Here is a 25,304-nt window from a genome sequence, read left to right as displayed (position 1 = left end):
GAAGTGCAGTTCGTCAAACCATTTTATAGGTCACAGTGGCACTAGTCTAGACATTCCCTGATCTATATCTATTAAAGCGGAGAGAGGAGGAGTAAATTACGATTCATGAGGAACAATGTTCCCGCACGGCAACAAATAAAGCGTTCGTAAAGGGGACCGGGAAAGGGCCAGGTCAAAGAAATGGATCATTCACATTGTGCCTCTCCTTGCTTCCTCCGGTAGCCATTTTGGCTGGCTTCCCAAAGAGGATGGATACTCATACCCTGCCGCCAGTTGAAAACTGGCACTCCAAAAATTCACAGCTCACGCATGATTTGGTGCACGGCGGTGGCGGCAGGGAGGGTGTTGTCAGCGACTTGTTGCTCAATGCCAGGGAGCAGGGCCTGGATGTGTTTGCTGCGGAGGAAACGGTTGCGGAGTTCTTCCTCGATCATGGCGTGCATCCACTCGATGGATTGCTGTTTGCGGCGCGCAAAAAAGGCACCGGATTGCTGGGTGGTGGCGCGGAACTCTTCGATGGTGTCCCAAAGAGTTTCTAGAGTCGGTGGTTCAAAGGCGGAGCAGGTGACGGCACGGGTCTTCCAGCCTTGGGTGGCGGGTTGGAGAAATTCCAGCACCCTGCCGTATTCGGCGGCGGCGAGTCGGGCCGGGTGCAGGTTGTTGCCATCGGCTTTATTGACGGCTAACAGGTCGGCGATTTCGATGACACCTTTTTTCATCCCCTGGAGCTCGTCCCCCGCCCCGGCGAGCATGACGAGGAAAAAGAAATCCACCATCGAGCGCACGGTGATCTCGTTTTGGCCGACGCCTACGGTTTCGACCAGGATGACATCGTAGCCCGCGGCTTCGCAAAGCAGCATGGTCTCACGGCTTTTGCGTCCGACCCCGCCGAGCGAACCACTTGAGGGAGACGGCCGGATGTAGGCGTTGGGTTCGCGGACCAGGTTTTCCATCCGGGTTTTGTCACCGAGGATACTACCGCCGGTGACCGAACTGCTGGGATCGACGGCTAGAATGGCAACGCGGTGGCCTTTTTCACAAAGCATGCAGCCGAGCGACTCGATCAGCGTGCTTTTGCCGACACCGGGAACGCCGGTGATACCGACACGGATGGAGTTTCCAGACTTGGGAAGGACGCGCTGGAGTAACGACTGGGCAAGCTCCTCATGCTCGGGATGGTTACTCTCCACCAGAGTGATCGCGCGGGAGAGGATGGTTTTATCCGAGCTAAGGATGCCGCGCTCGTAATCGTCGAGGGTGAGCTTGCGGCGCTTTTTCAAAGGCGGCTTAAAGTCACCGGAATCATCGACCCCGGGGGAGACAAACCCGGCGTAGCAGCCGTGGTGGTCATCACCGTCTTCAGGTTGCCATTCTGGTTTGATCTTCTTGGGCATGGATAACGTAAATAGGTCTTATAGGACATATAAGACCTATTTGTTAAATTCCAAGCTAGTCCTCAAGCTGCTCAAGCAGAAGGTTGAGTACCTTGCGGGCTGAATCCGGAACGACGGTTCCAGGGCCAAAGATGGCGGCGGCTCCGTTTTGATAAAGGTAATCGTAGTCCTGGGCGGGGATCACACCGCCGCAGACGACCATGATGTCCTCCCGGTCAAGCTTCGCGAGTTCCCCGATGAGTTGGGGAAGGAGTGTTTTGTGTCCGGCAGCCAGGGAACTCATGGCGATGACATGCACGTCGTTTTCAACGGCTTGTTTCGCTGTTTCCTCAGGTGTCTGGAAGAGCGGTCCTATATCGACATCAAATCCCATGTCCGCGTAGGCGGTGGACACCACCTTGGCGCCGCGGTCGTGGCCGTCCTGCCCCATTTTCGCGATCATGATGCGTGGGCGGCGTCCTTCCTTGGACTCGAATTTCTTGATCAGGTCGGGGATGTCTTTCATGTCACCTTGGTTGCTGAATTCGTTTCCGTACACTCCGGAGATCGAGCGGATGGTTGCTTTATAGCGACCAAAGTGGTCTTCGCAAGCATCGGAAATCTCACCGAGTGAAGCTCGGGCCTGGGCTGCCTTGACGGCGAGGTCCAGGAGGTTGCCTTCGCCGCCCCCAGCGCAATCGCGCAGGGCGTTGAGACTGGCCTGGCACTCTTGCTCGTTGCGGTTGGCGCGGAGTTTCTTGAGGCGTTCTATCTGGGAAAGCCGGACCGCCGTGTTGTCGACATCGAGGATGTCGAGCGGATCTTCTTTTTCCAAGCGGTACTTGTTGACGCCGACGATGGTTTCCGCACCGGAGTCGATGCGGGCCTGACGGCGGGCGGCGGCTTCCTCGATTCGCATCTTGGGTATACCCGCTTCCACGGCCTTCGACATACCGCCGAGCTCCTGGGCTTCCATGATGTGGGCCCAGGCTTTTTTGATCAGCGCGTCGGTGAGAGCCTCGAGGTAATACGAGCCGCCCCACGGGTCGATGACACGGCAGATCGACGTTTCGTCCTGCAGGAAGAGCTGGGTGTTGCGGGCGATACGGGCGGAGAAATCCGTCGGCAGGGCAATGGCTTCGTCGAGCGCGTTGGTGTGCAGCGACTGGGTGTGGCCGAGCGTCGCGGCCATGGCCTCGATGCAGGTGCGGGAAATGTTGTTAAACGGATCCTGCTCTGTTAGACTCCAGCCGGATGTCTGTGAGTGGGTGCGGAGTGCGAGCGACTTGGGATTCTTCGGATTGAAGGTCTTGACGATCTTCGCCCAGAGCACACGTGCGGCGCGCATCTTGGCGACCTCCATGAAGTGGTTTTTTCCCTGGGCCCAGAAGAAGGAGAGCCGGGGAGCGAAGGCATCGATGTCAATGCCCGCCTCGATCCCGGTTTTCAAATACTCCCAGCCGTCGGCCAGGGTGTAGGCCATTTCCAGGTCGGCGGTCGCCCCGGCCTCCTGCATGTGGTAGCCGGAGATCGAGATCGAGTTGAACTTCGGCATTTTCTGGGAGGTGAACTCAAAGATGTCGGCGATGATTTTCATCGATGGCCCGGGCGGGTAGATGTAGGTGTTACGCACCATGTACTCCTTGAGAATATCGTTCTGGATCGTGCCCGCGAGCTGATCGAGGGTGGCCCCCTGCTCCAGTGCCGCGGTGATGTAGAAGGCGAGGATCGGCAGCACCGCACCGTTCATGGTCATGGAAACAGAGACCTTGTCCAACGGAATATTGCCAAACAGCACCTCCATATCGAGGATGGAGTCGATGGCGACACCGGCCTTGCCGACATCCCCGACCACACGCGGGTGGTCCGAGTCGTAGCCACGGTGGGTGGCGAGGTCGAAGGCGACGGAGAGCCCCTTTTGACCCGCTGCCAGGTTGCGGCGGTAAAAGGCGTTGGACTCCTCGGCGGTGGAGAAGCCGGCGTATTGGCGGATCGTCCACGGGCGGAAACAATACATGGTGGCGTAGGGGCCGCGCAGGAAGGGCGCGATGCCCGCCTGGTAATCGAGGTGTTCCACCTCTTCCATGTCGTCCTCAGTGTAGAGTGGCTTGACCGGGATTTGCTCCATGGTGTTCCATACGATTTCATCGATGGGTTTACCTTGCTCCTTCTCGAGTTTGGCGCACCAGGCTTCGTAGCTCAGTTTTTTCTGAGTCGAGTTATACGGGATGTCTTTAAATGATGGGCTGCTCATGAGATTACTCCTGCTCCTTTCAAAAGTTGTTGGTTCATTTCGTAGTTATTGACGCGGACGTTAACGAAGTCATCGACACCAGCCTCACGCCAGGCGGCTTCGTTATCACCGGGTGCTCCGGCGACTAACAGAGTGACACCAGGCTTGGCAGCCTTGACGGCTTTGGCGAGTGGGGCGACACATTCATCGTAACTGGCATCGTCCGAGGTGATCACGGCGATGGTTGCCGGTGATGCTTGCAGGGCGGCAACGGCGGACTCGGTATCCTCGAAGTCGGTGGCACCGTCGACCTTGAAGCCGCCGGCCTCGAAGAAGGAGGCTGTCCAGTCGGCCCGCAGGCGGTAGCGGCGGGACGGCCCCATGTTGAGCTGAAGGATCACCGGTGGTGAGCCGGTTTTTTCCTCGTAGGCGGCGGAGGCATCGCGCAGGGCTTCGTATTCCTCCGCAGCTCGGCGCTGCGGAACCAGGTGGATGTTAAAGGTGCGTCCTTCGTGGACCCCGGTGGCTTCGCCGATCTGGCCAACGGTCGCCCCCTGCTCAGCGGCGGCGATGGCTTGCTCGACCATTTCGGCCTCTGTGGAGGGTGTGATGGCGGCGAGAGCGGGGACATCGATGCGTTTGTTAGGCTTGTCAGCGCCACAATGGCCCTTGGATTTGTCAGAGGTAGTGAGCCTGCCTCCCTTGAGATCGGGATACATGTTAGCACCTACGATGCTGTCTTTACGGCGACGGACGTTCTGGCGTTTCTGCTGATAGGTAACCTCGATTTGTTTTTGGATCGAGCCGTCCTCCAACATCGATATGATGCCGCCAGCTTGGTCAATCCCCTGGAAAATCTCCCAGGATTTACCGGCAATCTGGTCGGTGAGCCACTCGATGTAGTTCGAGCCGCCTGCGGGGTCGATGACCTGGTCGAGACCACATTCCTCGCGCAGGATGATGTGGATGTTGCGCGCGATGCGGCGCGAGAACTCATCGGTTTTGCCAGCGACCTCGTTATACGGGCCGATGTGCATACCATCGACACCGGCGACGACGGCGGCGAAGGCCTCCGAGGTGACACGCAGCATGTTGGTGTGGGCATCGTAACAGGTTTTGTTCCAGAGCGAGGTGCGGGCGTGGATGTAGACGCTGGCATCCTCCACGCCGTAAGCCTCGGCCATTTTACTCCAGAGCCAGCGGGTGGCACGGATCTTGGCGATCTCCATGAAGTAATCGGAGCCCACGGAAAGGCTGACGCGCATGTGGGGCAGCAGGTCAGCGGGTTCGATACCGCGTTTTTTCATCTTCTCGATGTAGCAAACGGCGGTGGCAATGATGTAGGCGAGCTCCTGGGTGGCACTGGCTCCACTGTCGTGGTAAAGATTTCCCTGCACGCAAATCGTCTGCATCTGCGGAGCATGTTTGATGGCGAACTTGGTGAGTGCCGCCATGTGGTCGAGGCGTGTTTTCAGGTTTTGCCGAAGGTGACCGTGCAGCCCCAGCTCGGCGAGCGGATCGATATCGAAGCATCCGCGCAAGTCCTTGAGCGCGATGCCTTGTTTCTTGGCGGCGGCAAAAAAGAGAGCCGCTACAGAAACTGAGCCGGCGCCCGATCGCCAGAAGGTGGAGATGGAATCGAGTGCCACCCCATCGAGGGCGACTTCCATGTCCTCAAGATTCTCCAGGTCAAGACCGCGGACTTTTTTCTCCGTCTGATCCTTGTCGTAACCATTCGCGGTGACATCACTGAGAACGATGTTGAGTTCCGTCTGGCCACCGTTCAAACCTTGGTGGATGAGGGCGTTTACCTTTTCAGGTTTGCACTTGCAAAGCTCCTGGGACACTTCCCATCCGGCTTTGAGAAATCCACCGGGCCGGCTTCCCCTGACCAGGGTTCCAGCGCCGGGCATATCCTTCCGGTGTTCGAGATCGGCGATATCCTCGCGGCGATAGATCGGCTGGATGGTGATATCCTCGTAGGTTTTGCTAACAAGGAGTTTTTCAAAGGGTGCTCCCTTCAGGAGGGCTTCCGCAGCCTCATGCCACTGGTCGTAGGTATGAGGTGGAAACTCTGCAAGCAAGCCATCGGTTTGTGGTTCGGTGCTCATGGATTTATTGGATGAATAATGTTGATTACAGAATGAGTGGTTATTTCTAACAATACCAATGACGGACTACAACTTCGCGTCCTGCATGTTGCCGGTTTCGATAAATGCCTTGTGGAAGGCAAAGGCGGAATCGAGCGACTGGTGGGTATGGCCGGATTTGGCACTGTTGTAATACTGGTTGAGCAGGCCCTGGTATTCGGGAGCCGCACAATTGTTGATGATGAGGTGGGCGCGCTCTTCAGGGTTTTTGCCACGAAGGTCTGCAACTCCATGCTCGGTAATGAGGACCTGCACAGAATGCTCGCTGTGATCCATGTGCGAACAAAGGGGGACAATCGCCGAGATGGCGCCACCTTTGGCTGTGGACGGGCAGGTGAAGATGGAGATGTAGGCGTTGCGGGTAAAGTCGCCGGAGCCACCGATGCCGTTCATCATTTTCTGTCCCAGCACGTGGGTGCTGTTGACGTTGCCGAAGATGTCGGTTTCGAGCGCGGTGTTGATGGAAATGATGCCCAGGCGACGGGCAATCTCCGGATTGTTGGAAATCTCCTGGGGTCGAAGCAAGAGCTTGCCCTGGAAATCCTCAAGGCTTGCATAGATCTCCAGCAACACCTCGGGGGAAACGGTCAGTGACGAGCCGGAGGCGAATCCGATGGTCCCTTCTTTCATCCCCGCGATAACGGAGTCCTGAATCACCTCGGTGTAGAGCTGGAAAACCGGGATATCCGGGTGGGCGCCCATGGCGCCCAGGACGGCGTTGGCGACGTTGCCGACACCGGACTGGATGGGCAGGAAGGACTTGGGCACGCGACCAGCGGCCATCTCAGCAGCTAGGAATTCCGCGACATTTTCACCGATTTTCTGGGTGATGTCCGAGGTCGGGGTGAAGCCTCCAATTTCATCAGCCAGGTTGGTTTCGACGACGCCGACGATTTTTTTAGGGTCCACCCATACCCGCTGGCTCCCGATGCGGTCTTCCGCGTTGCAAATGGGGATGGGGCGCCGGAAAGGAGGGTCACGGGGTTCGTAGATATCATGGAAACCGAGCAGCTGTTTGGGGTGGTAGCTATTGAGTTCGATGATCACCTTGTCGGCTTTATTCAGGTAGGTCGGTGTGGCGCCGACGCTGGAGGTCAGCAGGACTTTCCCGTCGGCCGCAACATCGGCGGCCTCCACCACGGCGAAGTCGATGTTTCCAAGAAACCCGTAGCGAACATTCTGTTGGATTTGCGACAGGTGCATATCGAAGAAGCGGGTCTCTCCATCGTTGATGCTTTTCCGCATATCCGGGTTGGATTGATAGGGAGTGCGGAACTTGACGGCCTTGGCTTTGGCAAGCTCCCCGTCGAGGGAGGCACCGGTGGAGGCACCGGTCAACACACCTATTTTGAAGTCGCGGCCTGCGTCGTGTTCGCGGATCGCTTTGCGTGCGAGGGCGGTAGGAACCGCTTTGGCGGCACCAGCGGGGGTAAATCCGCTGAAGCCAACATTTTGATCGTGTTGAATGAGTTCGGCTGCTTCATCTGCAGTGAGTGTTGGGAATGGATAGCTCATGGTCGGTCTTCGGTTTAAAAAAAGTGAAAGTGGGAGCGTGGACCGGATCACAAAAAATCCGGATTCTCGAATATGGTTAAGGTGTAGGGGTGATTAGTTTCCAAACATGGCAAGGAAGTAACCTGCCGCCAGGGCACTACCGATGACACCAGCGACGTTGGGGCCCATGGCATGCATGAGGAGGTAGTTCGAGGAGTCCGCCTTCTGCCCTTCAGCGTGCGAGACGCGCGCTGCCATGGGGACAGCCGAGACACCTGCCGAGCCAATCAGCGGGTTGATCTTATTTTTGCTGAACAGGTTCATCAACTTGGCCATCAGGACACCGGATGCGGTGGCGATGCCAAAGGCTGCAATGCCCAGGGCGAGGATACTCAGGGTTTGTCCATTGAGGAACATGTGCTGGCCTTCGGCGTTATGCCCGCCCATTTTCAAGCCGACGCAGAGGCCGAGGAAGATGGTGACGATATTGATGATCTCGTTTTGGGAAGCCTTGACCAAACGCTCGGTGACCTTACATTCACGAAGCACATTGCCGAGGAAAAACATGGCGATCAGCGGGGCTGCGGCAGGGATGACCAGGAGGCAGAAAATCATCACAACCACCGCGAAAATCATTTTTTCCAACTGGCTGACCTTGCGCATGGTTTTCATCTTGATCTTGCGCTCCTCGACGGTGGTCAGGGCACGCATGATCGGAGGTTGGATCAAGGGGACCATGGCCATGTAGCTGTATGCGGCAACGGCGATGGCACCCAGCAAATCCGGTGCAAGCTTGGATGCGACGTAGATTGAAGTAGGCCCGTCAGCTCCCCCGATGATGCCGATGGCCGCCGCTTCAGCAAGATTGAAGCCCAGCAGAGGCGCGGCAAGGAAGGTGAAAAAGATGCCAAACTGAGCCGCAGCGCCTAGCAGCAGGGTGCGGGGGTTGGCGATGAGCGGACCAAAATCGGTCAGAGCCCCGACTCCCATGAAGATGAGCGGCGGAAAGATCTGGAGTTTGATCCCCAGATTGAAGTAGTAGAACAACCCACCGGCCTCCTCCAAATGACCATCAACATAGACCGGCTCGTTCATCAGAAAACCCTCGATGGGAAGATTGATGATCAAAGCACCCATGGCGATGGGAACCAGTAGAAGGGGTTCAAATTGTTTGGCGATCGCCAGGTAAAGCAGAACGACAACAATGAGCCACATGACCAACATTTGCCATTCGAGATTTACGAAACCTGTAGTTTGCCACAGTTCTTGTAGTGCTTGCATGAGAGTGAGTGTAGTTTTCTACTGATGGCAGGGATGATTGCCCGTATTAGTTAGGTTGTTAGGGGAGTAATGGACTCGTTTATCCAATCGTGTAAAGCGGCTGACCTTCGTCAACAGCATCGCCTGCCTTGCAGTGAATGGCTGTCACAGTACCATCGCTGGGAGCGTTGATCTCGGTGAACATTTTCATGGCTTCAAGGGTGATGATCAAATCGCCGGCTTTGACGGATGCCCCTGCGGCAACAGCCACGGACTGCACAACGCCTGCCAAGGGGCTGGTGATGTCACCATCGGCCGCGGCCGGTGCCTGGGCAGGAGCAGGAGCAGCCACCGGAGCGGCGGCAGCGGCCACGGGAGCCACTGGTTGGATGGTCGGGGAACCGGCGCCCTCATCGAGCACTTCTACTTGGACATCATAGGCTTTGCCTTCTACTGTGATACGGAGTTGTTTCATGGTATTAAAATGGATAAATGGATGGATGAATGATTGTTGGGAATCGAGAATAAGAGCGTGTTATCGGATATTGTGAGATGTCTGGATTTGCTGACGACCCGCCTGGCTCCAGGAGGAGTTTTTAGGCCGGATGGACAAAATCCTTGGCTTACCGCCCAGTGTGGTCGACACAGCTGCCGCGATCACTGCGACCACTTCTGGCGGAACCGTATCATCGGCGACGGGTGCGATGGGGGCGGCCGATTTGGCGACGGGGGCGGGGGCGGCCGGTGCGGGGGTCAGCGCCTGCAGGATTTTGCTCACCGCCATACAGACACCCATCAGAGCGGCCAGGGTGACGAGCACCACCAGGAAGCCCGCAAGGTAGGGAGCCGCCTCTGATACGCTGGTACTTTCTGCGGCGGCGGATGCGAGGATGGATGAAGCTAGACTCATCATGGTAGTGGGTGGGGGTGGTATGTTGGCATTATGGCGATAACAGCGATGGTGGCAGATGGACGATGTGGCATTTTAGAGCGGAATGTTACCGTGTTTCTTCGGTGGGCGGCTCTCCCGTTTATCGAGCATGCCACGGAAGGCCACGGCGAGCGTAGAGCGGGATGCGCTTGGATCGATCACGTCGGTGATCATACCATTACTGGCCGCCTGATAGGGAGAGGCGAATTTCTCCGAATAAGCCACGCGAAGCTCATGCTCCAGGGCTTCCGGGTCTTCGGCTGCCTCGAGTTCACGGCGGTAGAGCACCTTCATGGCACCCTGGGCACCCATCACGGCGATCTCAGCGGTGGGCCATGCAAAGACGAAGTCGGCCCCGAGGTCACTGGGGCACATGGCGAGGTAGGCACCACCGTATGCCTTGCGGCAGATCAGGGTGATCTTGGGTACCGTGCCGGATGCCCAGGCAAAGAGCATTTTAGCTCCGTGACGAATTATTCCTCCACGCTCCTGGGCCAGCCCGGGCATAAAGCCGGGAACATCCACCAGGGAGAGGATAGGAATCGAGTAAATGTTACAGACGCGGATAAACCGGGCGGACTTGTCGGATGCATCGATATCGATGCAGCCAGCTTTCACTGTCGGCTGGTTAGCCACGATTCCGATGACCATACCTTCGATACGGGCAAACCCGATCAGCATGTTAGGTGCAAAATCAGGCATGATTTCAAACCAGCTGCCAGGATCGGTGATGCGGGCGATGACCTGCTGCATGTCCAGCGGGCTCCTGGAATCGGCGGGGATGATCTCCCTCATGCCGGGATCCTCGCTGAGGGCAATCTGCTCCGTCAAACAGTGGGGCGGATCGGCCGCATTGTTAGAAGGCAGATAGGAGAGCAACCGTTTGCCAAGGTCAAGCGCGTGCTGGTCGTCATTGGCGATGAGGTGGATATTACCGCTGACCTGCGCATGCGCATCGGCACTGGCAAACTGGTCAAGTGAGGCGGTTTGCCCCGTGGCGGCCTTGATCACGTCGGGACCGCAGATAAACATATTCGCGTTCTGACGGGTCATGATGAGAAAGTCCGTCAGCGCGGGAGAGTAGGCAGCGCCACCGGCGCAGGGGCCAGCGATAATGGAAACCTGCGGCACTACACCGGATAGAAGCACGTTGCGAAAGAATACCTGGCCGTATCCGGAAAGGGCATCGATCCCTTCCTGGATCCGGGCTCCACCAGAGTCGTTGATGCCGACGACGGGCATACCCGCCTTGACCGCGAAGTCGAGCAAGTCACAGATTTTCTTGGCGTGAATACGTCCCACGGCACCACCACCGACAGTGAAATCCTGGGCGAACGCGGCCACACTCCGGCCATCAACCGTCCCAGTGGCACAGACGACACCATCACCGGGCATCTTGCGTTTTTCCAACCCGAAGTTGGTGCAGGAGTGGTGGGCGTGCATGCCGAATTCAATGTAGTTGCCCCCGTCAAAAAACGCGTCGAGCCGCTCACGCGCGGTGAGTTGACCTTTTTCGTGCCGTTTGTCGATTCGGTCCTGCCCCCCGCCTAACAGAGCTTCTTCTCTGCGGTCGTGGAGTTTTTCTAGTAATGCTGGTTCAATGGCCATGGTGGTGATTGTTGATGAGTTAAAATGGAAAGCAAGTGGTATTATTTGGCATCCTGGCAGAACTCGGTGAGAACTCCGAAAGTGGATTTAGGGTGAAGGAAGGCGACGAGTTTGTCCCCTGCCCCGGCGAATGGCACTTCGTGGATCAGGCGGGCGCCCTTTTCCTTGGCCTGGTCAAGCTGGCCGGTGATATCGTCCGTGGCAAATGCTATGTGGTGGATGCCCTCACCGTTTTTCTCGATGAATTTGGCAATCGGGCTTTCTTCAGAGGTAGGCTCAAGAAGTTCGATATGGACATCACCAGCGGCGAAAAAGGCGGTGCGGACTTTCTGGGATTCGACTTCCTCCCTTCCTTCACACGTTAATCCCAATACATCCTCGTAGTATGGAATAACGGCTTCCAACGACTTCACGGCGACTCCCAAGTGGTCTATTTTTGTAATCATGTCAGATAGGCAGTGGTGTGCTGCTGGACTGAACATATACCTATCTCAGTCCACTTGGCAATGCCCCCCCTGTTTCATACTCCGCATATTTTGCGCAAATGGCTCAACCCGTCCTACTACACAAATTCCCCCTCCATGGGAAGGATATTTTTGGCGCAACACGAGGGTACCCTGATCGTTAGCGAGGATTGGGCTGGATTAATTTTTGTGTGATATTCATGCTGAGGGGTTGTAAATCCATCGCGTTGATCGCTTACGGTGATGGAGCAACGATGTTCTGGCGTTTTTACCTGCTCATTCTCAGGCTGGATTGCTCCCAACTCCCAGTCGACGGCGTTGTCCTTCCTCCTCCCCGGCACGGGAGGTCTTCAACCGGAACTTTTTGCGCAAGGCGGCTTCAGGCCTTTGGATACATCAGCCGGTGATCCGGCATCCATTCCTCAAAGATCTGCCGCCAAGCTTTCATCCTCTCATGACAGATGTAAACCACCGCCTTGAGTTGGCGGGCATGACGCTTGATTTCCATGGGCAATAACAACAGCCGCTGCATCACCGTGCGCGGACGCTTGGCCAGGTCTTTTTCAGGCAACACCAACAGCTTGAGGGCCCCGAGGATGTTGTAGGCCAACGCCCCGAGGCTATACCATCCGTCGTTGGCGCTGAGACTGTGGCAGGGCGGCCTGTGAAGCCCTAGATCACTGAGCACTTCGCCAAAGCGGCGTTCACACTCACCCTTGAGCCGGTGACGTTCAAAGGCTGCCCTGGATTGGGCCGCTGTGTGACCCCGTCCTTCTTCAACTTCGACGAAGCAGTAGCTCCAGAACATGTCGTCTTCCCGTTTGTGACGCAGGGCCGCAAAGTTATGCGCTTGCCTACAGCCCGAGGGCTGGTGTCTTACCCAGCTGTAGGATACGAGATGTTTGATTCCTCCACGCCAGTGGGTAAGTTCGGACTCGCCCCAACTTTCCTCGGGAAGTCCTCCGGCCATGCGTTCCAGGGGACTTGTCCATTTGTTGTAGCTGATGCTGTGGCGGGTGAAGTGTTTGGCCGCGTGTTCAAGATCCTCCCCGTCACTGCTGCCGCTGTCGGCGTAGAGATAGTGTTTTCCTTTTTTACGCAGCTTACCGCTGTTAGCGCAGAACCTGCCGAAACACTCGCTTACTCCGCGCTGTCCCCCGAGTTCGCATTCGAGGATGAGAGGCCCGGCCCACAACGTCTGCCAACCAAGCGATACATCCCCCTTGTAGTTGATTGCGGCACCTTCAAATTTTTTACCGCTGACTTCGATCTGGGTATCATCGAAAAACCATTCGAGTTCGTTGCCACCGTAGCTGTATGTATTGGCCGGAGCCGTCTTGAGCACCCATGTGCAAAACCGGCGGTTGATCGCCTTGAGGGCATCAAGGCCCGCGGGGTCCAGAGCCCGGAGCCATTCGCCCAGGGCGCTCTGGTCGGGCAGTTTTTTTATTCCTAACAGCCTTAGCAGTGCCTTGTCTTCATTGAGAGCCTCCGCATCCGCCAGGCTGCTTCCTCCTGTGCAGAAGTTGTAGAGAAAGGTGCTGATGTAGACTTCGGGATCAAAGCCCCGGTTGCGGTTCTTGCGGTGCTCGAGCTGCGGGTAATCACTGATCCAGCCCATTAGTCCGCTTTGCCGGATCAAGCCGACAATGGCCAGTTGCCCTCCATGCACCGAGCATGATTCCGAGGTTCTTAGCTCCATTGCAAACTTGCGCGGCTTCAGGGAGTAGTGTCGTGACATGCCCCCTTATACACAATATCAGTCAAAGTTGCAAAATCACCTTCAGGGTGAATCATCCCCAGCGTCGCTAATGATTAGGGCGAGGGTAGTCTGAACGACTTTATCAGGACGACCTTGCTTAAACCTGGATGGAGGAAATGTGATAGAGTGCTAACAAACTATTTTTCAAACTGACAACATCATGGTCACTGGTCCCATTGATCCTGCAGGCCCTACTCGTCTCACTGGCGGGGATTGCATCTATTCATGATACGATCCCTCCTAGTGGAGCTACCGGCTTTCGACATGCACGGCGTTGAACCCGATGGTGAAACCCTCCTTGGGGCCGGACGCAACTGCGAGTATTTTAAAACTGTAGAAGCCACCCGCCTTGGGTGCTGTTATTTCCAAGGGGATTTGAACAACCCCGGGGGCTTGTTGAGGAACAGAGAACTTGATGACCTCTTTGCCATCGGGCATGGCTACGGCGATATCAAAGTCATTTTTCCTCTGGGTCATATAAAGGGTGACAACGACCGGCCCCTTGTGCTTGGGGGGGATACGCAGTATGACCTCCCATCCATCGCCGGGTTTGGCTTTATGGCCTTTGAGCGTATCAGTCGCGGCCTTGGGAATCAGCTCGATCTCGCCGGACGCAAATTTGACCGGCACATCCTTCATCGCGAACTCCTTGAAATTACCTACCGCAAAAATACTCTGAATGTAGTGCCCGGCCTCTTTTTCCTTTCTGTTCGTCGCGGCCGGGGCACCGGTGGCCACTATCCAGTCGAGCGTTTTTTCCGTATCGAGTGCCACGGTTACAGGATTTTTCCGATTGGCCATTGTGTTCACCAACCCGACCTCGTGTAGATGGACCTTCACTCCTGCCGGGACAGCGGGAAGGACTCCATCAGCAACCGACGGGACCGCCGAATCCTTAGCCGGATTCTTGAAGACCACTAACAACAGCCCCAGCAGAATAAGTGCACACAAGGACGCGATGACTATGATTGTTTTTTTAGGCTGTTTCTTTCCCTGACCGGCCCGCTGCAGGACGGGAACATCTGCGTCAGCAACAACGACCTGGGCGGTCGTCCGCATGGAGGGAGTAGGCAGGGTTGTTTCCACGGCATGCGTCTTTCCGGGCACATTGGGCTCGGGCTCGTCAATGGCGATCTTCTGCAGCGACTCCATAGCCTCCTTGATCGAGCCCGGTCGCTGGCTCCGGTCACCCGCTGACAAGTGCATCACCCATGCTTCAAAATCAGGCTGTATATCCGGGGCGAATTCACTCAACGGCGGCAGCTCGCCGGCCAGATGGGCACGGGCACACTCCGCAGGAGATTGCCCCGCAAACGGGTGACCACCAGCCAGCGCGGTGTAACAAAGCTGACCTAACATAAAAAGGTCCGCCGCGACATCGGGCGAACTCTCATCATCATGCAGCTCGGGTGCCAACAACACAGGGTCAGCGATATGGATATCCTCACCCTTGACCATCGTCGCCAGTGTATTCAGCCCGAGGTCAACCAGCAGATAGCGATGGCCACCGGTCGCCTTGGGCAATCTTTTCACCGAGCCCGTGTGCAGGGCACCATGATATACACCCGATTCGTGAGCCGCATGCAAACCCTCCAGAAGATCCGAGGCCATGCGATAGGCTCCCATTTGTTTTAATGGCCCTTGTTCAAGGCGTTCGGCCAGCGACTGCCCCTCGACGTACTGGGTAACGATGGAGACGCCGTCATCATCCACACTAACGTCATAGATCGTGAGCAAATTTGGATGTTGCAAGGCACACAACTTCCCTGAAAAAGTGGCGAATTCCTTCGCCCACGACCTTGGTCGATCATCGTTGTGATCCGCATCAATATGCCGGAATACCACCTTGCGCTCCAACGTGGTGTCCTGGGCAAGGTACATCCCACCCGCAGGATCCTTGCTGATAAGTTTGATGATTTCGTATCGGTCCGTCATTGTCGTCGTTTGATCAGTAACCTTGAACGTTGCCCACGCTAACAAAGGAAACGGCCTATGGCACGAATAAATGTGGCTATGATTACTTCTTGGCAGGAAGTGCGGAGTATTCGAGTCCGTCAGGCTCACTGACGCACGACCTTCCGGCGTTCGGACTGATCATCTGTGTGGCCGGGGAGGCTGGTGGTGGCCGATGTGGTGGTCGCTCATCCATCGACACTGCACACAAGCGGGGTGGATCGCTGGGTGGGGTTATTTTGTAACCACTTCAGGATGCACGCATGTGATTTTTTATCATCCACAACAAGTTTTTGGTTGAAACATTGTTTGAATTGTGTACATTGCAATCAGTTGTCGGGTGAACGTCTCGATGTTTACTGCGATGGCTATGGTGCTTGAGGATATTCATGCCGCTTATCCAAGGGCCTCATTTTTTCATTATTCTTGTGTTTCGTTTGGCCCTTCTGGAGTTCGCTCCAGAAGGGTTTGCGCTTTCGGCCCTTTCGCGCCTTTCGGAGTGCGGAGATGCATTCTCCGCTTTGGATACTCCATTCGATGTTGCTGCGGCTGATGTCTGTGGACCACCTCTGCCACTTTACCAAATCATTCAACCCATCGAGGAGGAACGGGGAATGGTGTCCAGCAGGTACGGGGAGGAGTCGCACGCCAGGGAGAAGACAAAGCGGAGAATGTATCTCCGCATTCCGAAAGCCCTCTACTTGCGGCGCTCATTTTCGATGTCGTTATCACGCACTTCCTTGAGCTTGTTAGCCAGACGGGTTTGGAACTTTTTTACCAGCTCCTTGTATTCGGGGTTCTTTGCCAGGTTGGTAAACTGTTTCGGGTCTTTCTCCATATCAAAGAGCTGGATTCCCTTGGAGGCATTTTCCGCATGCTGGATGTAGGCCCATTTTTTGGTACGCAGTAGAAAGGAGTTCTGGTTCACACAGAAGGCGGCATCCCTAACACTGTAGGAGGGCTCATCGAGGGTTTTCACCAGACTCTTTCCCTGCAAACGGGATGGGACCTCCAGACCGCAGAGTTCGGAAATGGTGGGATACAGGTCCACCAGCTCGGTGAAGCTATCACAGACGGCTGGTTTTTTACCGGGCACTTTGATGATCATCGGTACGCGGGACGACTCTTCCATCAGCCCCACCTTCATCCAGAAATCATGTTCACCGAGGTGGAAGCCGTGGTCACTGGTGAAGATCACGATGGTGTTATCCTCCAGGCCCTCGGACTTGAGAGTTTTCAGCACCTTGCCCACCTGCGCGTCCATGTAGGAAACGGAGGCGTAGTAGGCGGCGACGGCCTTACGCTCCTGGGTGACGTTGAGCTTCAGGTTTTTGCTGGTCTTGTAGTTGATACCCGCCTTCGGGATGTCGTCCCAGTCGTCTTTTACCTTCTCCGGCATGGTGATGGACTGATGGTCGTAGGGTTCGTAGTAGGCCCGGGGAGCCACGAAAGGGACGTGCGGTCTGACAAAACCCACCGCCAGGAAAAAGGGTTTGTCTTTGTGCAGCTTGAGGAGTTCGCAGGCTTTCTTCGCTGTTTTCCCATCGGCATGCACCAGGTCATCACCATCGGCCTTGACCAGCTCAAGGGTGTTACCGGCTTTGACGGGTTTGGTGCCACCGGGGTTGTTTTCCAACAACTCCCCATCACCCGGAGCCATCCACTCCGGCCCCTGGCTGTTGAATTTCTCCGTCCATGACGCGGGATCGTCGGTGCCATCTGATCCTTTGACGATATCGCCCGGCACGCCCATGTGGTAGATTTTACTGACGCGTGCGGTGTAGTAACCGTTGTTCTTGAAGTGCTGCGACCAGGTAACGCGGTTGCCAATCTGCTTTCGACCGCTGGCGTAGCCAAACGCACGGGAGCCATGCGGGTAATATCCCGACATGAATGAAGCGCGTGATGGCCCGCAAACTGGGAACTGGCAATAGCTGCGCGTGTACCGCACACCCTGTGCGGCCAGGGCATCGATATGAGGTGTCTTGCAGGCTTTGTTCTCGTAACAGGACAGCGCTGTCGCAGTCAGGTCATCGGAGATAATAAAAAGCACATTGTATTTCCCAGCGGCGAATCCGCTATCCAATGACAGCAGCAGCATGACTAACAGACAGAGGCGGGATTTCATCATCATTTTTTCTTTTGACGTGCCCTGGGAGCATATTGCTCATAACTGGGGGCATCGTATTCCTTACGAAGCCGGTCATACTCAGCGGTGAGTTCTTTTCTGATCGTTGCGTATTCAGGATTCTCGGCAACGTTGGTCATTTCCTGTGGGTCCTTTTTCAGGTCAAACATCTGCCATTCCTGGGTGGATGGAATGTAAAACAGCTTGTGTGTTGCTGTTCTAACACCAAAATGCTGCGGCACGGCATGCTCTCCGACCTCGTAGTATGCGTAGTAGAGTGACTCCCTGACTGACTTCGAAGGGTCCTTGAGTATGGGGAGAATGGATTTGCCCTGAACTTCATCCGGAGCGGACAGGCCAGCGGCGGCCAGAAAGGTCGGTGCATAGTCGATATTCTGAATCATCGCCTCGGGGCGGGAGCCGGCTTTGACAACACCCGGCCAGCGGATCAGGAAGGGCATTTTAAATGACTCTTCAAACATCCAACGTTTATCAAACCAGCCATGTTCGCCGAGATAGAACCCTTGATCGGATGAATAGATGACAATGGTGTTTTTTGCTAGATCGTGTTCATCGAGGTACTTGAGCATACGACCTACACTCTCATCGACCGCTTTGACCGTGCCCAGGTAGTTGCGCATGTAGCGTTGGTATTTCCAGCGCACGATGTCTTTGTGGCTGAGTTTTCCTGCTTTGAAATCCTTGAGAAACGCCTGGTTCTCTGGTCCGAAGTGGTCATTCCATTGTTTTTTTTGGGTGTCGTTCATCCGACCGTACTCAACCGTGCCGTGTTGGTCGGGGCCGGGAAGATCAACTCCCTTGCGCTCGTCTTTTCTCAGTTTCAGGTCGTAGGTCCAATGAAAGTGACGATCAATCTCCATCTCGTTTTTGGGGAGGGTCTTACTTCGGTTAGCGTAATCATCGAACAAATTCCCTGGCTCGGGTATGTTCACCCCGTCAAATGATTTCAAGTGACGGAGGGCGGGTGAAAACGTGCGGTGGGGTGCCTTGTGCTGGCACATCAGGAAAAAGGGTTTGGTTTTATCACGCTGATCTAACCACGCGATCGCCTTGTCGGTGGTAAGGTCTGTAGCATAGCCTTGAAACCGCTTCGACTTCCCATCCATCTGGATAAATACCGGGTTATAGTAGTTCCCTTGTCCGGGGAAGATCTCCCAGTAGTCGAATCCGACGGGATTTGTTTTGAGATGCCATTTCCCAATCACGGCGGTGGTGTAACCTTCCTTTTGCAGGGCTTTGGAAACTGTCCACTGGTTTTGGTCAAGCCCCTTGCCCGAATTACGTAAAAAACCGTTTTTATGACTATGCTTTCCAGTAAGAATACAGGCACGGGATGGACCACAGATTGAGTTGGCGCAGAACGAGTTTGTAAAAATCGCCCCCTCATTGGCGAGCCGGTCAATGTTGGGGGTGGGTGCCACTTTTTCCAACCGGCCACCATAGGCGGAAATCGAATTGAGTGCGTGGTCATCGGAAAAGATGAAAAGGATGTTAGGCTTCGCCTGATCCGCAGCATGGGCAGCCAAGGTCAGCGATGCAGCAAGGGCAAGGGTGGGTAGCTTGGATTTTTTCATGTGCATTGTAGTTTATAATTATTGCATGACTGCTTGATAGTGATTTTTTTGCTCGTTGTAGGTGTTTTTCATCATCCTGCGCACTTCCGCATATTCCGGATCGTTATAGACGCTACGCATCTCGTCGGGATCTTTGACAAGGTCGAACATTTGCCATTCCTTGCTCTGGGGAAGGTAAAAAAGCTTATACCGCTCCGTCCTGACACCGTCATGTCTCGGCACATTGTGCGTGCCTGGGTTCATGTAGTAGGCGTAGTAAATGCTTTGGCGCCAGTCCTTGTCCTGCACTTCTCCCTTGAATAGGGGAACCATGCTTTTGCCCTGGATCGACCCGGGTATTTTGACACCGGCAACCTCGAGCAATGTCGGTGCATAATCGATGTTCTGAATCATCGCCATGGGTCTTTGTTTGGCTTGGATCACACCTGGCCAGCGGATGACAAAAGGCATTTTAAGCGACTGCTCGAACATCCAGCGTTTGTCATACCAGCCATGCTCGCCGAGGTAAAACCCCTGGTCGGAGGAATAGATCACGATGGTGTTGTCAGCCAGACCATTGTCATCGAGATAATCCAACATCCGTCCGACATTTTCATCCACGGCCCGGATCGTGCGCAGGTAGTCTTTCATGTAACGCTGGTATTTCCACTTCAGGATCTGCCCGTCACTCAAATTGTTAGATCTGAGCTGGGCCAGGAAGAAGTCATTCTTCGGCCCATAGGCAGCGTCCCAGGCTTTTTTCTGTTGATCATCCATACGCATGTATTCGTCATTTTTCATGCCATCCATGATTTTTCCAGGCACGATGGATTTCCCATGCAACTTGAGATCGTGCTCCCAGTGGAAGTGATGCTTGAGCGTCATCTCGTTTTTCTTCAGCCACGACGAGCGACCCGAGTAGTCGTCGTTCAGCGTCTTCGGCTCGGGGATTTCGATATCGTCAAACAGCGTCAGGTGGCGCGGTGCAGGCGCCCAGTTCCGGTGGGGTGCCTTGTGCTGGCACATCAGGATGAAGGGTTTGGTTTTATCCCGCCTTTCAAGCCAGGCAATCGAGTGATCCGTGATGATATCCGTGGCGTATCCGTGGAAACGCTTTGTCTTGCCATCCATCTGGATGAAGTCGGGGTTGTAATAACTTCCTTGTCCGGGGAGCACTTCCCAAAAATCAAAACCCTGGGGGTCAGACGACAGGTGCCATTTCCCGATGAGGGCAGTCTGGTAGCCGGATGCTTTCAGCAACTTGGGAAACGTCATCTGGTCGCCGTCAAACAGGTCACCATTGCGCATGAAGCCGTTTTTATGTGAGTGTTTACCCGTGAGGATACAGGCGCGTGACGGCCCGCAGATCGAGTTGGCACAGAAGGAGTTCTCAAAAATGGCACCCTCGTCGGCAATCCGGTCGATGTTCGGGGTCGGGGCGATCTTCTCCAACCTACCCCCGTAGGCCGAAATCGACTGCAGGGCGTGGTCGTCCGAGAAAATAAACAGAATATTCGGACGCTCCGTTGCAAAAACCTGCAACGTGCAGAGCACTAGCAGTGGAATCCTGGACACGAAATGCATGGGGAACAACTATCATACTAATTATTGGTCGACTAGATCAATCGAGCTATGCATTGTCAGGAACCTTGTAGTATGCGCGCAGTCTCTGCAGTTCTTTTTTAAGGCGCCTCACCTCGGCTTCATACTCTGGATTGGTATATTCGCTTTTCATTTCCGACGGGTCTTTTTCCAGGTCGAAAAACTCCCACTCTTCGTCATCAGGGACACCCTTTCCGTAGTAGCGGATCAGCTTGAAGCGTTTTTCTGAAACCCCCTCGTGTTTTCTAACACTATGCGCACCAGGATACTCGTAGTAATGATAGTAGAGTGACTTCCGCCAGTTGTCCGAGGTCTTTCCTTTCATCAATGGCACAATACTCTCGCCCTGCATTTCCTCAGGAGCCTGGACACCGGCCATATCGAGGAATGTTTCCGCAAAATCAATATTCTGAACGAGATCATCATTGGCCGAACCCGCTTTTACGTGGTCGGGCCAGCGCACTAACAGCGGTGTGCGGAATGACTCCTCATACATGAAGCGTTTGTCAAACCAGCCATGCTCACCCATATAAAAACCTTGATCCGAGCAGTACATGACGATGGTGTTTTTACTGAGACCCGACTCGTCGAGGTAGTCGAGCAAACGGCCCACGCTCTCGTCGACCGCCCAAATGCAACGGAGGTAATCCTTCATGTAGAGCTGGTATTTCCACTTCACCAATGCCTTGCCCGTGGGTTTGTTTTTTGCGTAGTATGCATTGCGCGCCTTGAACTGCTCGCTGGTGGCGAATTTGCCACCCACTTTAAGATCCTGCACCATGCGCATGGTTTTATCGATCGTCATGTCCTGTTTGTGAGCCGCCGTGCCGCGACCCGTGTAATCGTCAAATAGAGTCGGTGGTTCAGGAATGGTTACGTCGGCGTATTTGTCCATGTGACGTTTGGCGGGCGTCCAGTTCCGATGAGGGGCCTTGTGATGCATCATCAGCATAAATGGCTTCGACCTGTCACGCTGGCCTTTCAACCACGCCAGGGTCTTATCGGTGATGACATCACTGACGTAACCGGTGTTTTTCTCTTTGCCCTTTTGAGATATAAAATCGGGATCATTGTATTTTCCCTGCCCTGGCAAAACGTCCCAGTAATCGAAGCCCTGCATCGCTCCGTTGAGGTGGATTTTACCAATCAGCGCCGTTTGATAACCGTTTTTCTGGAGAAGCTTGGCAAAGTTCATCTGGTCGTGGTTAAAGCCGCCATGGTTATCCAATTTGCCATTCAGATGACTGTGTTTGCCCGTAAGTAGAACCGCCCGGCTCGGACCACAGATCGAGTTCGAGACGTAACACCGGTCGAATCGCATCCCCTCATTGGCCAGCCGGTCAATATTGGGCGTCATGTTCAGCTGCTGCAATCGCCCCCCATAGGCACCGATCGTCTGATAGGAATGGTCATCCGAAAAAATCCAGATGATGTTCGGTTTTTCTACTGCGGATGCATAGTGGGACCCCAACAACGTGAAGAGGAGAGAGATGAGGAAAAATCGACTGGTCTGTTTGATCATGATATTAAAAATGCTGCATTCCAATGCTCCCTACTAATAAGGCCGAAGGATGGATATCTTGCAGAAAAAAGACCCGGCCTTAAAAAATCCACGCGATATCACTTGCAAATTTATCAAACCGGGGCAGCTTGCAGCATCTCCTCGGAGAGAAATACTGAGGGGGGCGTAATGGTTTCGACTGGATATTGAAAGCATAGGCCGCATGTAGAGGTTGATCGGTTGGCCTCTTTAAAAAGCCGTTCAAACAAATTAATTGCAGACTCTAACGAGCTCGCACTTGCTGCTTAATTGACGGCAACGTCTATCTTCCTGACGTCCACTAGGGGAGAAGGCGACCAAACAGTGGGCTGGCCGGAGACCGGGTGACCGGGTCAAAGGTAAGACTCAACAGGTCAATCGGAGTGCCCAAGCCGCTGGTGAGCGACTGCCCTCCTAAAACCCTTATCACCAGCTAAACATGTAGACGCTTAAGTAGCAGGTATCCAGGACAGGGGTTCGACTCCCCTCGCCTCCACCAATTTAAAAAGGCTCAGGATCACTCCTGAGCCTTTTGTTTTATAGGTTTGTGGCGTTTTTGTGCGAGCTGGAAAAAATCTTGTCCCGCTTCAGGAATGCACAAAAATGCACGTTTTTGCGCTGTTTGAAGCGGCACACGAAACGGGACAAATATTCTGTCAGTTTACCCCTCGTCGTTTGCGCTGCCGTCATAAAGGACTTCCCCGCTCGACTTGGAAACCATGATGATGCGTGATGAGCGCAATACTTCTCTGTCTCTTCCGTCAAGCCAGGGAGCATAGATCAGCCAGCACGGCTCGGTCGGCTTGCAATAGATATTGAGTTGGTCGATGGATGCGCTGCAATGCTTGAAACTTTCCAGCTCCGGCTGGCAGTGTCTCATGGCGATCCTCATAGCTCTGCGTTTACCTAGGGGCGGGAATAGTCGGTGTAGGATATTCATGGAAATAGAATCAATCTGATTATCAGGTGAAAAAAACACTAGTTATCTGAGTGCACTTTGTGCGAATATGATATGCAAAGATGAGCTTGGGTAGAATATCCGTCATGGCTATGGAGTCGAGGTTTCGAGGAGTTGAATACATATTCGATGACTCAGAAACAGCTCTTCGCTACCGGAGGCACATTGTAGCGAAAGCTCGTAGCATAGGAAAAGAGGTGTTTGATGGTGGGTATGTACCTTTCAAGGAATTAGAATGCGCATTGATTGACTGTTTGCAGGTGATTCCTGAATGGGATTTTAACCTATTTAACGATACTTATCATGATGGGGACTTCTTTACCCTGCTGAGCAAAAACCGACACAGTTCAAAATTTATTTTTCAAACACTGGTCAACTTGCATGATGCCGAAATTACAATTCTCAAGAAGGGTTATCATTGGAAGGGTTTTTGGCAGAAGATGGATGAGATTAAGAAAGAACAAGATGCGGAAAAGCTAATCAAGAGAAACCTGTTCATTCGCAATTGTAAGCTAGCTGTCCAGAGTTACGGCTGGCATTGCGCCATCGCGATGACACTAATAGCTGCGATCCTTGGAAATATACTTGGCATAAATTTTCACTCAGCCTTCTTCATGTTGCTTCGTTTTTGTGTTGCTTCGGCCTTCGGATTATGGGCGTGGAAAGCGCATGAAGAAAAAAGCTCAACTTGGCGTAACGCCTTTATGTTGCTGGCATTGTTGTATAATCCATTCTTACCCGTCGAGTTGGGAAACCCTGCTGTGTGGAGTGTAATCAATACAGTCACTTTGGCAGTCGTTATTGCGAGTGCGCTGGTGTTGGTAAAAAATCCAGCAGCAAAAAGCAGAACCAGTTTACCCCGCAAAGACCAACCCGCTAAGCCCTCAAGAGACAAAGGCAATACAAAGCCAACCAAAAACACAGCTGCTAACAATACAGTTCAAACGATAAAACTTGAACTAGAGAAGCTGCGCAACCTACTTGATACAGACTATGCCAAGAAACATCTTGAAAGTGTTAATCCCATATTATTCAAAAAGGCTAACTGGTTGGTTCAAGCTGAATTAGAAAATCACGATGCCAACACCCTCTTGAAGATTGTAAACATCAAGAGCAGTATCATCCGTGAGTTAAGGATGGCATCTCAGACAGAAACGTTCACAGTCCCTTTGTTAGATGGCGGCGGCAGCATGCGAATTGCTCCTACTGCTGAATTTTGTAAAGAGCTGTTCCGTGAGTATGTATTTCGCCCTGATAAGCAGGCTGAAAACAGGTCTAGGAAGGGTAGCGGCCTTTGAAGTAGTTCTGGATTTGTTCAAGATAGGTGGCTGTGATGCATGGGTCTTGCTTACCTTCTGAGCGTTTGGTGAGTGCTACCAGCATTGGCGAGGCAGGGCTGTTGAAGCGGTCGAAATCCTCGAAGCTGACGCCAAGCGTATCGAGCCATGTATTTCTGGCCTCGATGATGGATGCACATTCTGTGAGTGACTGCCTGATGACCTGGTCAACCACCTCGAATGTGCGATCTGATGCAAAATCCGTATTATCCAAGGTTTGCGCCAAGAGCCACTTCGCAAGGCAGTTCATAAGATCGAGGTTAATGGTCATGCTGATGGTGAAGAAATCTGATAGACGCGCATTGAGCTTGTCGATGGTGTATTCACCTTCTTGTGATGTCTCGGCAAGACGGTTGACTTCTTCCATGTCATCCCTGCCAAAAGCGGCAACTGCGGCGCGTAGGCGTTGGCGCATGGTGAGGTTGTTGTAGGCGGTATCTGTAATGGTTTTCATGGTGCGGATGTCATTGTTTCTTCAAGGCGCGTTCGAGGGCTTCGAGGCGGGGCTTTATTTCTTCGAGTTCGATGATTCGTGTCAGATTGGCGGTGGCAGTGATGAGTTGGGCGGCGGTGTCTGCGGGAATGTACCCCTGGGCGGCGGCTGTGAGGATGGCTTGGGCTGTGTCGGTCTGGCTGGCTCCATGTGGCAGAGGGACGGTTACAGGGGCAACTGTGGGGCGTAGCGGGGGCAGGATGCGGTCGAGGATGATTTTGGCGGCGGTCATGTCGCCTTCCATGGCTTGATCGATGACGGCTTGAATGATCTTTTCCCCGTCCTTGGCTAGCCTTTGGCGTAGCTCGGCGTTGGCTGATTTGGGTCTGCCCGATGGGTTGCCAGATGTGCCGGGTGGATAGGTTCCGTCCTTGCGGCGGGGTGGGGTGTCTTTTATGCGGGTGGGCATGGCTTTGATGATGTGGGTGTTTCTATTTTGGAGAT

General features: G+C 54.2%; 20 protein-coding genes and 1 other RNA gene. 3 read left to right on the top strand and 18 right to left on the bottom strand.

Translation table 11 applies throughout. The features are described 5' to 3' along the window. Positions 1-296 precede the first annotated feature (296 nt). The 11 genes from meaB to H7A51_15125 form a co-directional block, all read right to left on the bottom strand. Complete coding sequence (gene meaB / locus H7A51_15175; GenBank protein ID MCP5537561.1) at positions 297-1,394, bottom strand: methylmalonyl Co-A mutase-associated GTPase MeaB; 1,098 nt, start codon at positions 1,392-1,394, stop codon at positions 297-299. Positions 1,395-1,449: 55 nt separating this feature from the next. Further along, complete coding sequence (scpA, locus tag H7A51_15170) at positions 1,450-3,627, bottom strand: methylmalonyl-CoA mutase (GenBank protein ID MCP5537560.1); 2,178 nt, start codon at positions 3,625-3,627, stop codon at positions 1,450-1,452. Beyond that, the gene (locus H7A51_15165) at positions 3,624-5,717 is read right to left on the bottom strand and encodes a methylmalonyl-CoA mutase small subunit (GenBank protein ID MCP5537559.1); all 2,094 of its coding nucleotides are present in this window, start codon (positions 5,715-5,717) and stop codon (positions 3,624-3,626) included. The genes scpA and H7A51_15165 overlap by 4 nt, the downstream gene beginning before the upstream one ends. Positions 5,718-5,783: 66 nt before the next feature. Then, positions 5,784-7,271, bottom strand: a complete 1,488-nt coding sequence (locus H7A51_15160; protein ID MCP5537558.1) for a succinate CoA transferase — start codon at positions 7,269-7,271, stop codon at positions 5,784-5,786. 93 nt (positions 7,272-7,364) lie between these two features. Continuing rightward, on the bottom strand, positions 7,365-8,531 hold the full coding sequence (locus tag H7A51_15155) for a sodium ion-translocating decarboxylase subunit beta (protein ID MCP5537557.1): 1,167 nt from the start codon (positions 8,529-8,531) through the stop codon (positions 7,365-7,367). A 79-nt stretch (positions 8,532-8,610) separates the two neighbouring features. Next, on the bottom strand, positions 8,611-8,985 hold the full coding sequence (locus H7A51_15150) for an acetyl-CoA carboxylase biotin carboxyl carrier protein subunit (protein MCP5537556.1): 375 nt from the start codon (positions 8,983-8,985) through the stop codon (positions 8,611-8,613). A gap of 60 nt (positions 8,986-9,045) precedes the next feature. After that, a complete protein-coding gene (locus tag H7A51_15145; protein ID MCP5537555.1) occupies positions 9,046-9,423 on the bottom strand; it encodes an OadG family protein in 378 nt (125 codons plus the stop codon). A gap of 72 nt (positions 9,424-9,495) precedes the next feature. Further along, the gene (locus H7A51_15140; GenBank protein MCP5537554.1) at positions 9,496-11,049 is read right to left on the bottom strand and encodes an acyl-CoA carboxylase subunit beta; all 1,554 of its coding nucleotides are present in this window, start codon (positions 11,047-11,049) and stop codon (positions 9,496-9,498) included. A 41-nt stretch (positions 11,050-11,090) separates the two neighbouring features. Continuing rightward, complete coding sequence (gene mce / locus H7A51_15135) at positions 11,091-11,495, bottom strand: methylmalonyl-CoA epimerase (protein ID MCP5537553.1); 405 nt, start codon at positions 11,493-11,495, stop codon at positions 11,091-11,093. 397 nt (positions 11,496-11,892) lie between these two features. Next, entirely contained in the window at positions 11,893-13,254 is a 1,362-nt protein-coding gene (locus H7A51_15130; protein ID MCP5537552.1) for a transposase, read from the bottom strand. Positions 13,255-13,524: 270 nt separating this feature from the next. Continuing rightward, positions 13,525-15,210 carry a serine/threonine protein kinase gene (locus H7A51_15125; GenBank protein ID MCP5537551.1) on the bottom strand — a complete coding sequence of 562 codons (1,686 nt, stop codon included), beginning with the start codon at positions 15,208-15,210 and terminating at the stop codon, positions 13,525-13,527. A 29-nt stretch (positions 15,211-15,239) separates the two neighbouring features. Here H7A51_15125 and H7A51_15120 point away from each other — a divergent pair, with 29 nt between their 5' ends. Next, positions 15,240-15,473, top strand: a complete 234-nt coding sequence (locus H7A51_15120; protein MCP5537550.1) for a hypothetical protein — start codon at positions 15,240-15,242, stop codon at positions 15,471-15,473. A gap of 452 nt (positions 15,474-15,925) precedes the next feature. Here the strand turns inward: H7A51_15120 and H7A51_15115 are convergent, their stop codons facing one another. Genes H7A51_15115 through H7A51_15100 form a run of 4 tightly spaced genes read right to left on the bottom strand, consistent with a single transcriptional unit; the run spans position 15,926 to position 22,054 of the window. Then, a complete protein-coding gene (locus H7A51_15115; GenBank protein ID MCP5537549.1) occupies positions 15,926-17,362 on the bottom strand; it encodes a sulfatase in 1,437 nt (478 codons plus the stop codon). Further along, a complete protein-coding gene (locus H7A51_15110) occupies positions 17,359-18,957 on the bottom strand; it encodes a sulfatase (GenBank protein ID MCP5537548.1) in 1,599 nt (532 codons plus the stop codon). The genes H7A51_15115 and H7A51_15110 overlap by 4 nt, the downstream gene beginning before the upstream one ends. Positions 18,958-18,969: 12 nt before the next feature. Continuing rightward, complete coding sequence (locus H7A51_15105) at positions 18,970-20,514, bottom strand: sulfatase (protein MCP5537547.1); 1,545 nt, start codon at positions 20,512-20,514, stop codon at positions 18,970-18,972. 46 nt (positions 20,515-20,560) lie between these two features. Then, positions 20,561-22,054: a sulfatase gene (locus H7A51_15100; GenBank protein ID MCP5537546.1), complete on the bottom strand. Its 1,494-nt coding sequence runs from the start codon at positions 22,052-22,054 to the stop codon at positions 20,561-20,563. A gap of 159 nt (positions 22,055-22,213) precedes the next feature. Here H7A51_15100 and ssrA point away from each other — a divergent pair. Beyond that, positions 22,214-22,571, top strand: a transfer-messenger RNA (tmRNA) gene (ssrA, locus tag H7A51_15095). Between the two features lie 162 nt (positions 22,572-22,733). On the opposite strand, the gene H7A51_15090 is transcribed toward ssrA, so the two are convergent. Next, on the bottom strand, positions 22,734-23,012 hold the full coding sequence (locus H7A51_15090) for a hypothetical protein (GenBank protein MCP5537545.1): 279 nt from the start codon (positions 23,010-23,012) through the stop codon (positions 22,734-22,736). Between the two features lie 104 nt (positions 23,013-23,116). On the opposite strand from H7A51_15090, the gene H7A51_15085 reads away from it, so the two are divergent. Next, positions 23,117-24,328 (top strand): hypothetical protein, encoded by a 1,212-nt coding sequence (locus tag H7A51_15085; protein ID MCP5537544.1) that lies wholly within the window; start codon positions 23,117-23,119, stop codon positions 24,326-24,328. On the opposite strand, the gene H7A51_15080 is transcribed toward H7A51_15085, so the two are convergent. After that, a complete protein-coding gene (locus H7A51_15080; protein MCP5537543.1) occupies positions 24,306-24,821 on the bottom strand; it encodes a hypothetical protein in 516 nt (171 codons plus the stop codon). The two genes, H7A51_15085 and H7A51_15080, sit on opposite strands and share 23 nt — an antisense overlap. 10 nt (positions 24,822-24,831) lie before the next feature. Further along, complete coding sequence (locus tag H7A51_15075) at positions 24,832-25,269, bottom strand: hypothetical protein (GenBank protein ID MCP5537542.1); 438 nt, start codon at positions 25,267-25,269, stop codon at positions 24,832-24,834. Between the last annotated feature and the right edge of the window lie 35 nt (positions 25,270-25,304).

It is taken from the genome of Akkermansiaceae bacterium (genome assembly GCA_024233115.1).
In the GTDB taxonomy this organism is placed as follows: domain Bacteria; phylum Verrucomicrobiota; class Verrucomicrobiia; order Verrucomicrobiales; family Akkermansiaceae; genus Oceaniferula.
The sequence above is the reverse complement of the archived record's forward strand: the minus strand, read 5'-3'. Positions and strand labels throughout refer to the sequence as shown.

Coding starts and splice junctions, on each gene's coding strand:
- scpA (MCP5537560.1), bottom strand. CDS start 3,627: ATGAGCAGCCCATCATTTAAAGACATCCCGTATAACTCGACTCAGAAA.
- H7A51_15115 (MCP5537549.1), bottom strand. CDS start 17,362: ATGATGATGAAATCCCGCCTCTGTCTGTTAGTCATGCTGCTGCTGTCA.
- H7A51_15145 (MCP5537555.1), bottom strand. CDS start 9,423: ATGATGAGTCTAGCTTCATCCATCCTCGCATCCGCCGCCGCAGAAAGT.
- H7A51_15085 (MCP5537544.1), top strand. CDS start 23,117: ATGGCTATGGAGTCGAGGTTTCGAGGAGTTGAATACATATTCGATGAC.
- meaB (MCP5537561.1), bottom strand. CDS start 1,394: ATGCCCAAGAAGATCAAACCAGAATGGCAACCTGAAGACGGTGATGAC.
- H7A51_15105 (MCP5537547.1), bottom strand. CDS start 20,514: ATGCATTTCGTGTCCAGGATTCCACTGCTAGTGCTCTGCACGTTGCAG.
- H7A51_15165 (MCP5537559.1), bottom strand. CDS start 5,717: ATGAGCACCGAACCACAAACCGATGGCTTGCTTGCAGAGTTTCCACCT.
- H7A51_15080 (MCP5537543.1), bottom strand. CDS start 24,821: ATGAAAACCATTACAGATACCGCCTACAACAACCTCACCATGCGCCAA.
- H7A51_15125 (MCP5537551.1), bottom strand. CDS start 15,210: ATGACGGACCGATACGAAATCATCAAACTTATCAGCAAGGATCCTGCG.
- H7A51_15155 (MCP5537557.1), bottom strand. CDS start 8,531: ATGCAAGCACTACAAGAACTGTGGCAAACTACAGGTTTCGTAAATCTC.
- H7A51_15140 (MCP5537554.1), bottom strand. CDS start 11,049: ATGGCCATTGAACCAGCATTACTAGAAAAACTCCACGACCGCAGAGAA.
- H7A51_15150 (MCP5537556.1), bottom strand. CDS start 8,985: ATGAAACAACTCCGTATCACAGTAGAAGGCAAAGCCTATGATGTCCAA.
- H7A51_15090 (MCP5537545.1), bottom strand. CDS start 23,012: ATGAATATCCTACACCGACTATTCCCGCCCCTAGGTAAACGCAGAGCT.
- H7A51_15160 (MCP5537558.1), bottom strand. CDS start 7,271: ATGAGCTATCCATTCCCAACACTCACTGCAGATGAAGCAGCCGAACTC.
- H7A51_15130 (MCP5537552.1), bottom strand. CDS start 13,254: ATGTCACGACACTACTCCCTGAAGCCGCGCAAGTTTGCAATGGAGCTA.
- H7A51_15100 (MCP5537546.1), bottom strand. CDS start 22,054: ATGATCAAACAGACCAGTCGATTTTTCCTCATCTCTCTCCTCTTCACG.
- mce (MCP5537553.1), bottom strand. CDS start 11,495: ATGATTACAAAAATAGACCACTTGGGAGTCGCCGTGAAGTCGTTGGAA.
- H7A51_15110 (MCP5537548.1), bottom strand. CDS start 18,957: ATGCACATGAAAAAATCCAAGCTACCCACCCTTGCCCTTGCTGCATCG.
- H7A51_15075 (MCP5537542.1), bottom strand. CDS start 25,269: ATGCCCACCCGCATAAAAGACACCCCACCCCGCCGCAAGGACGGAACC.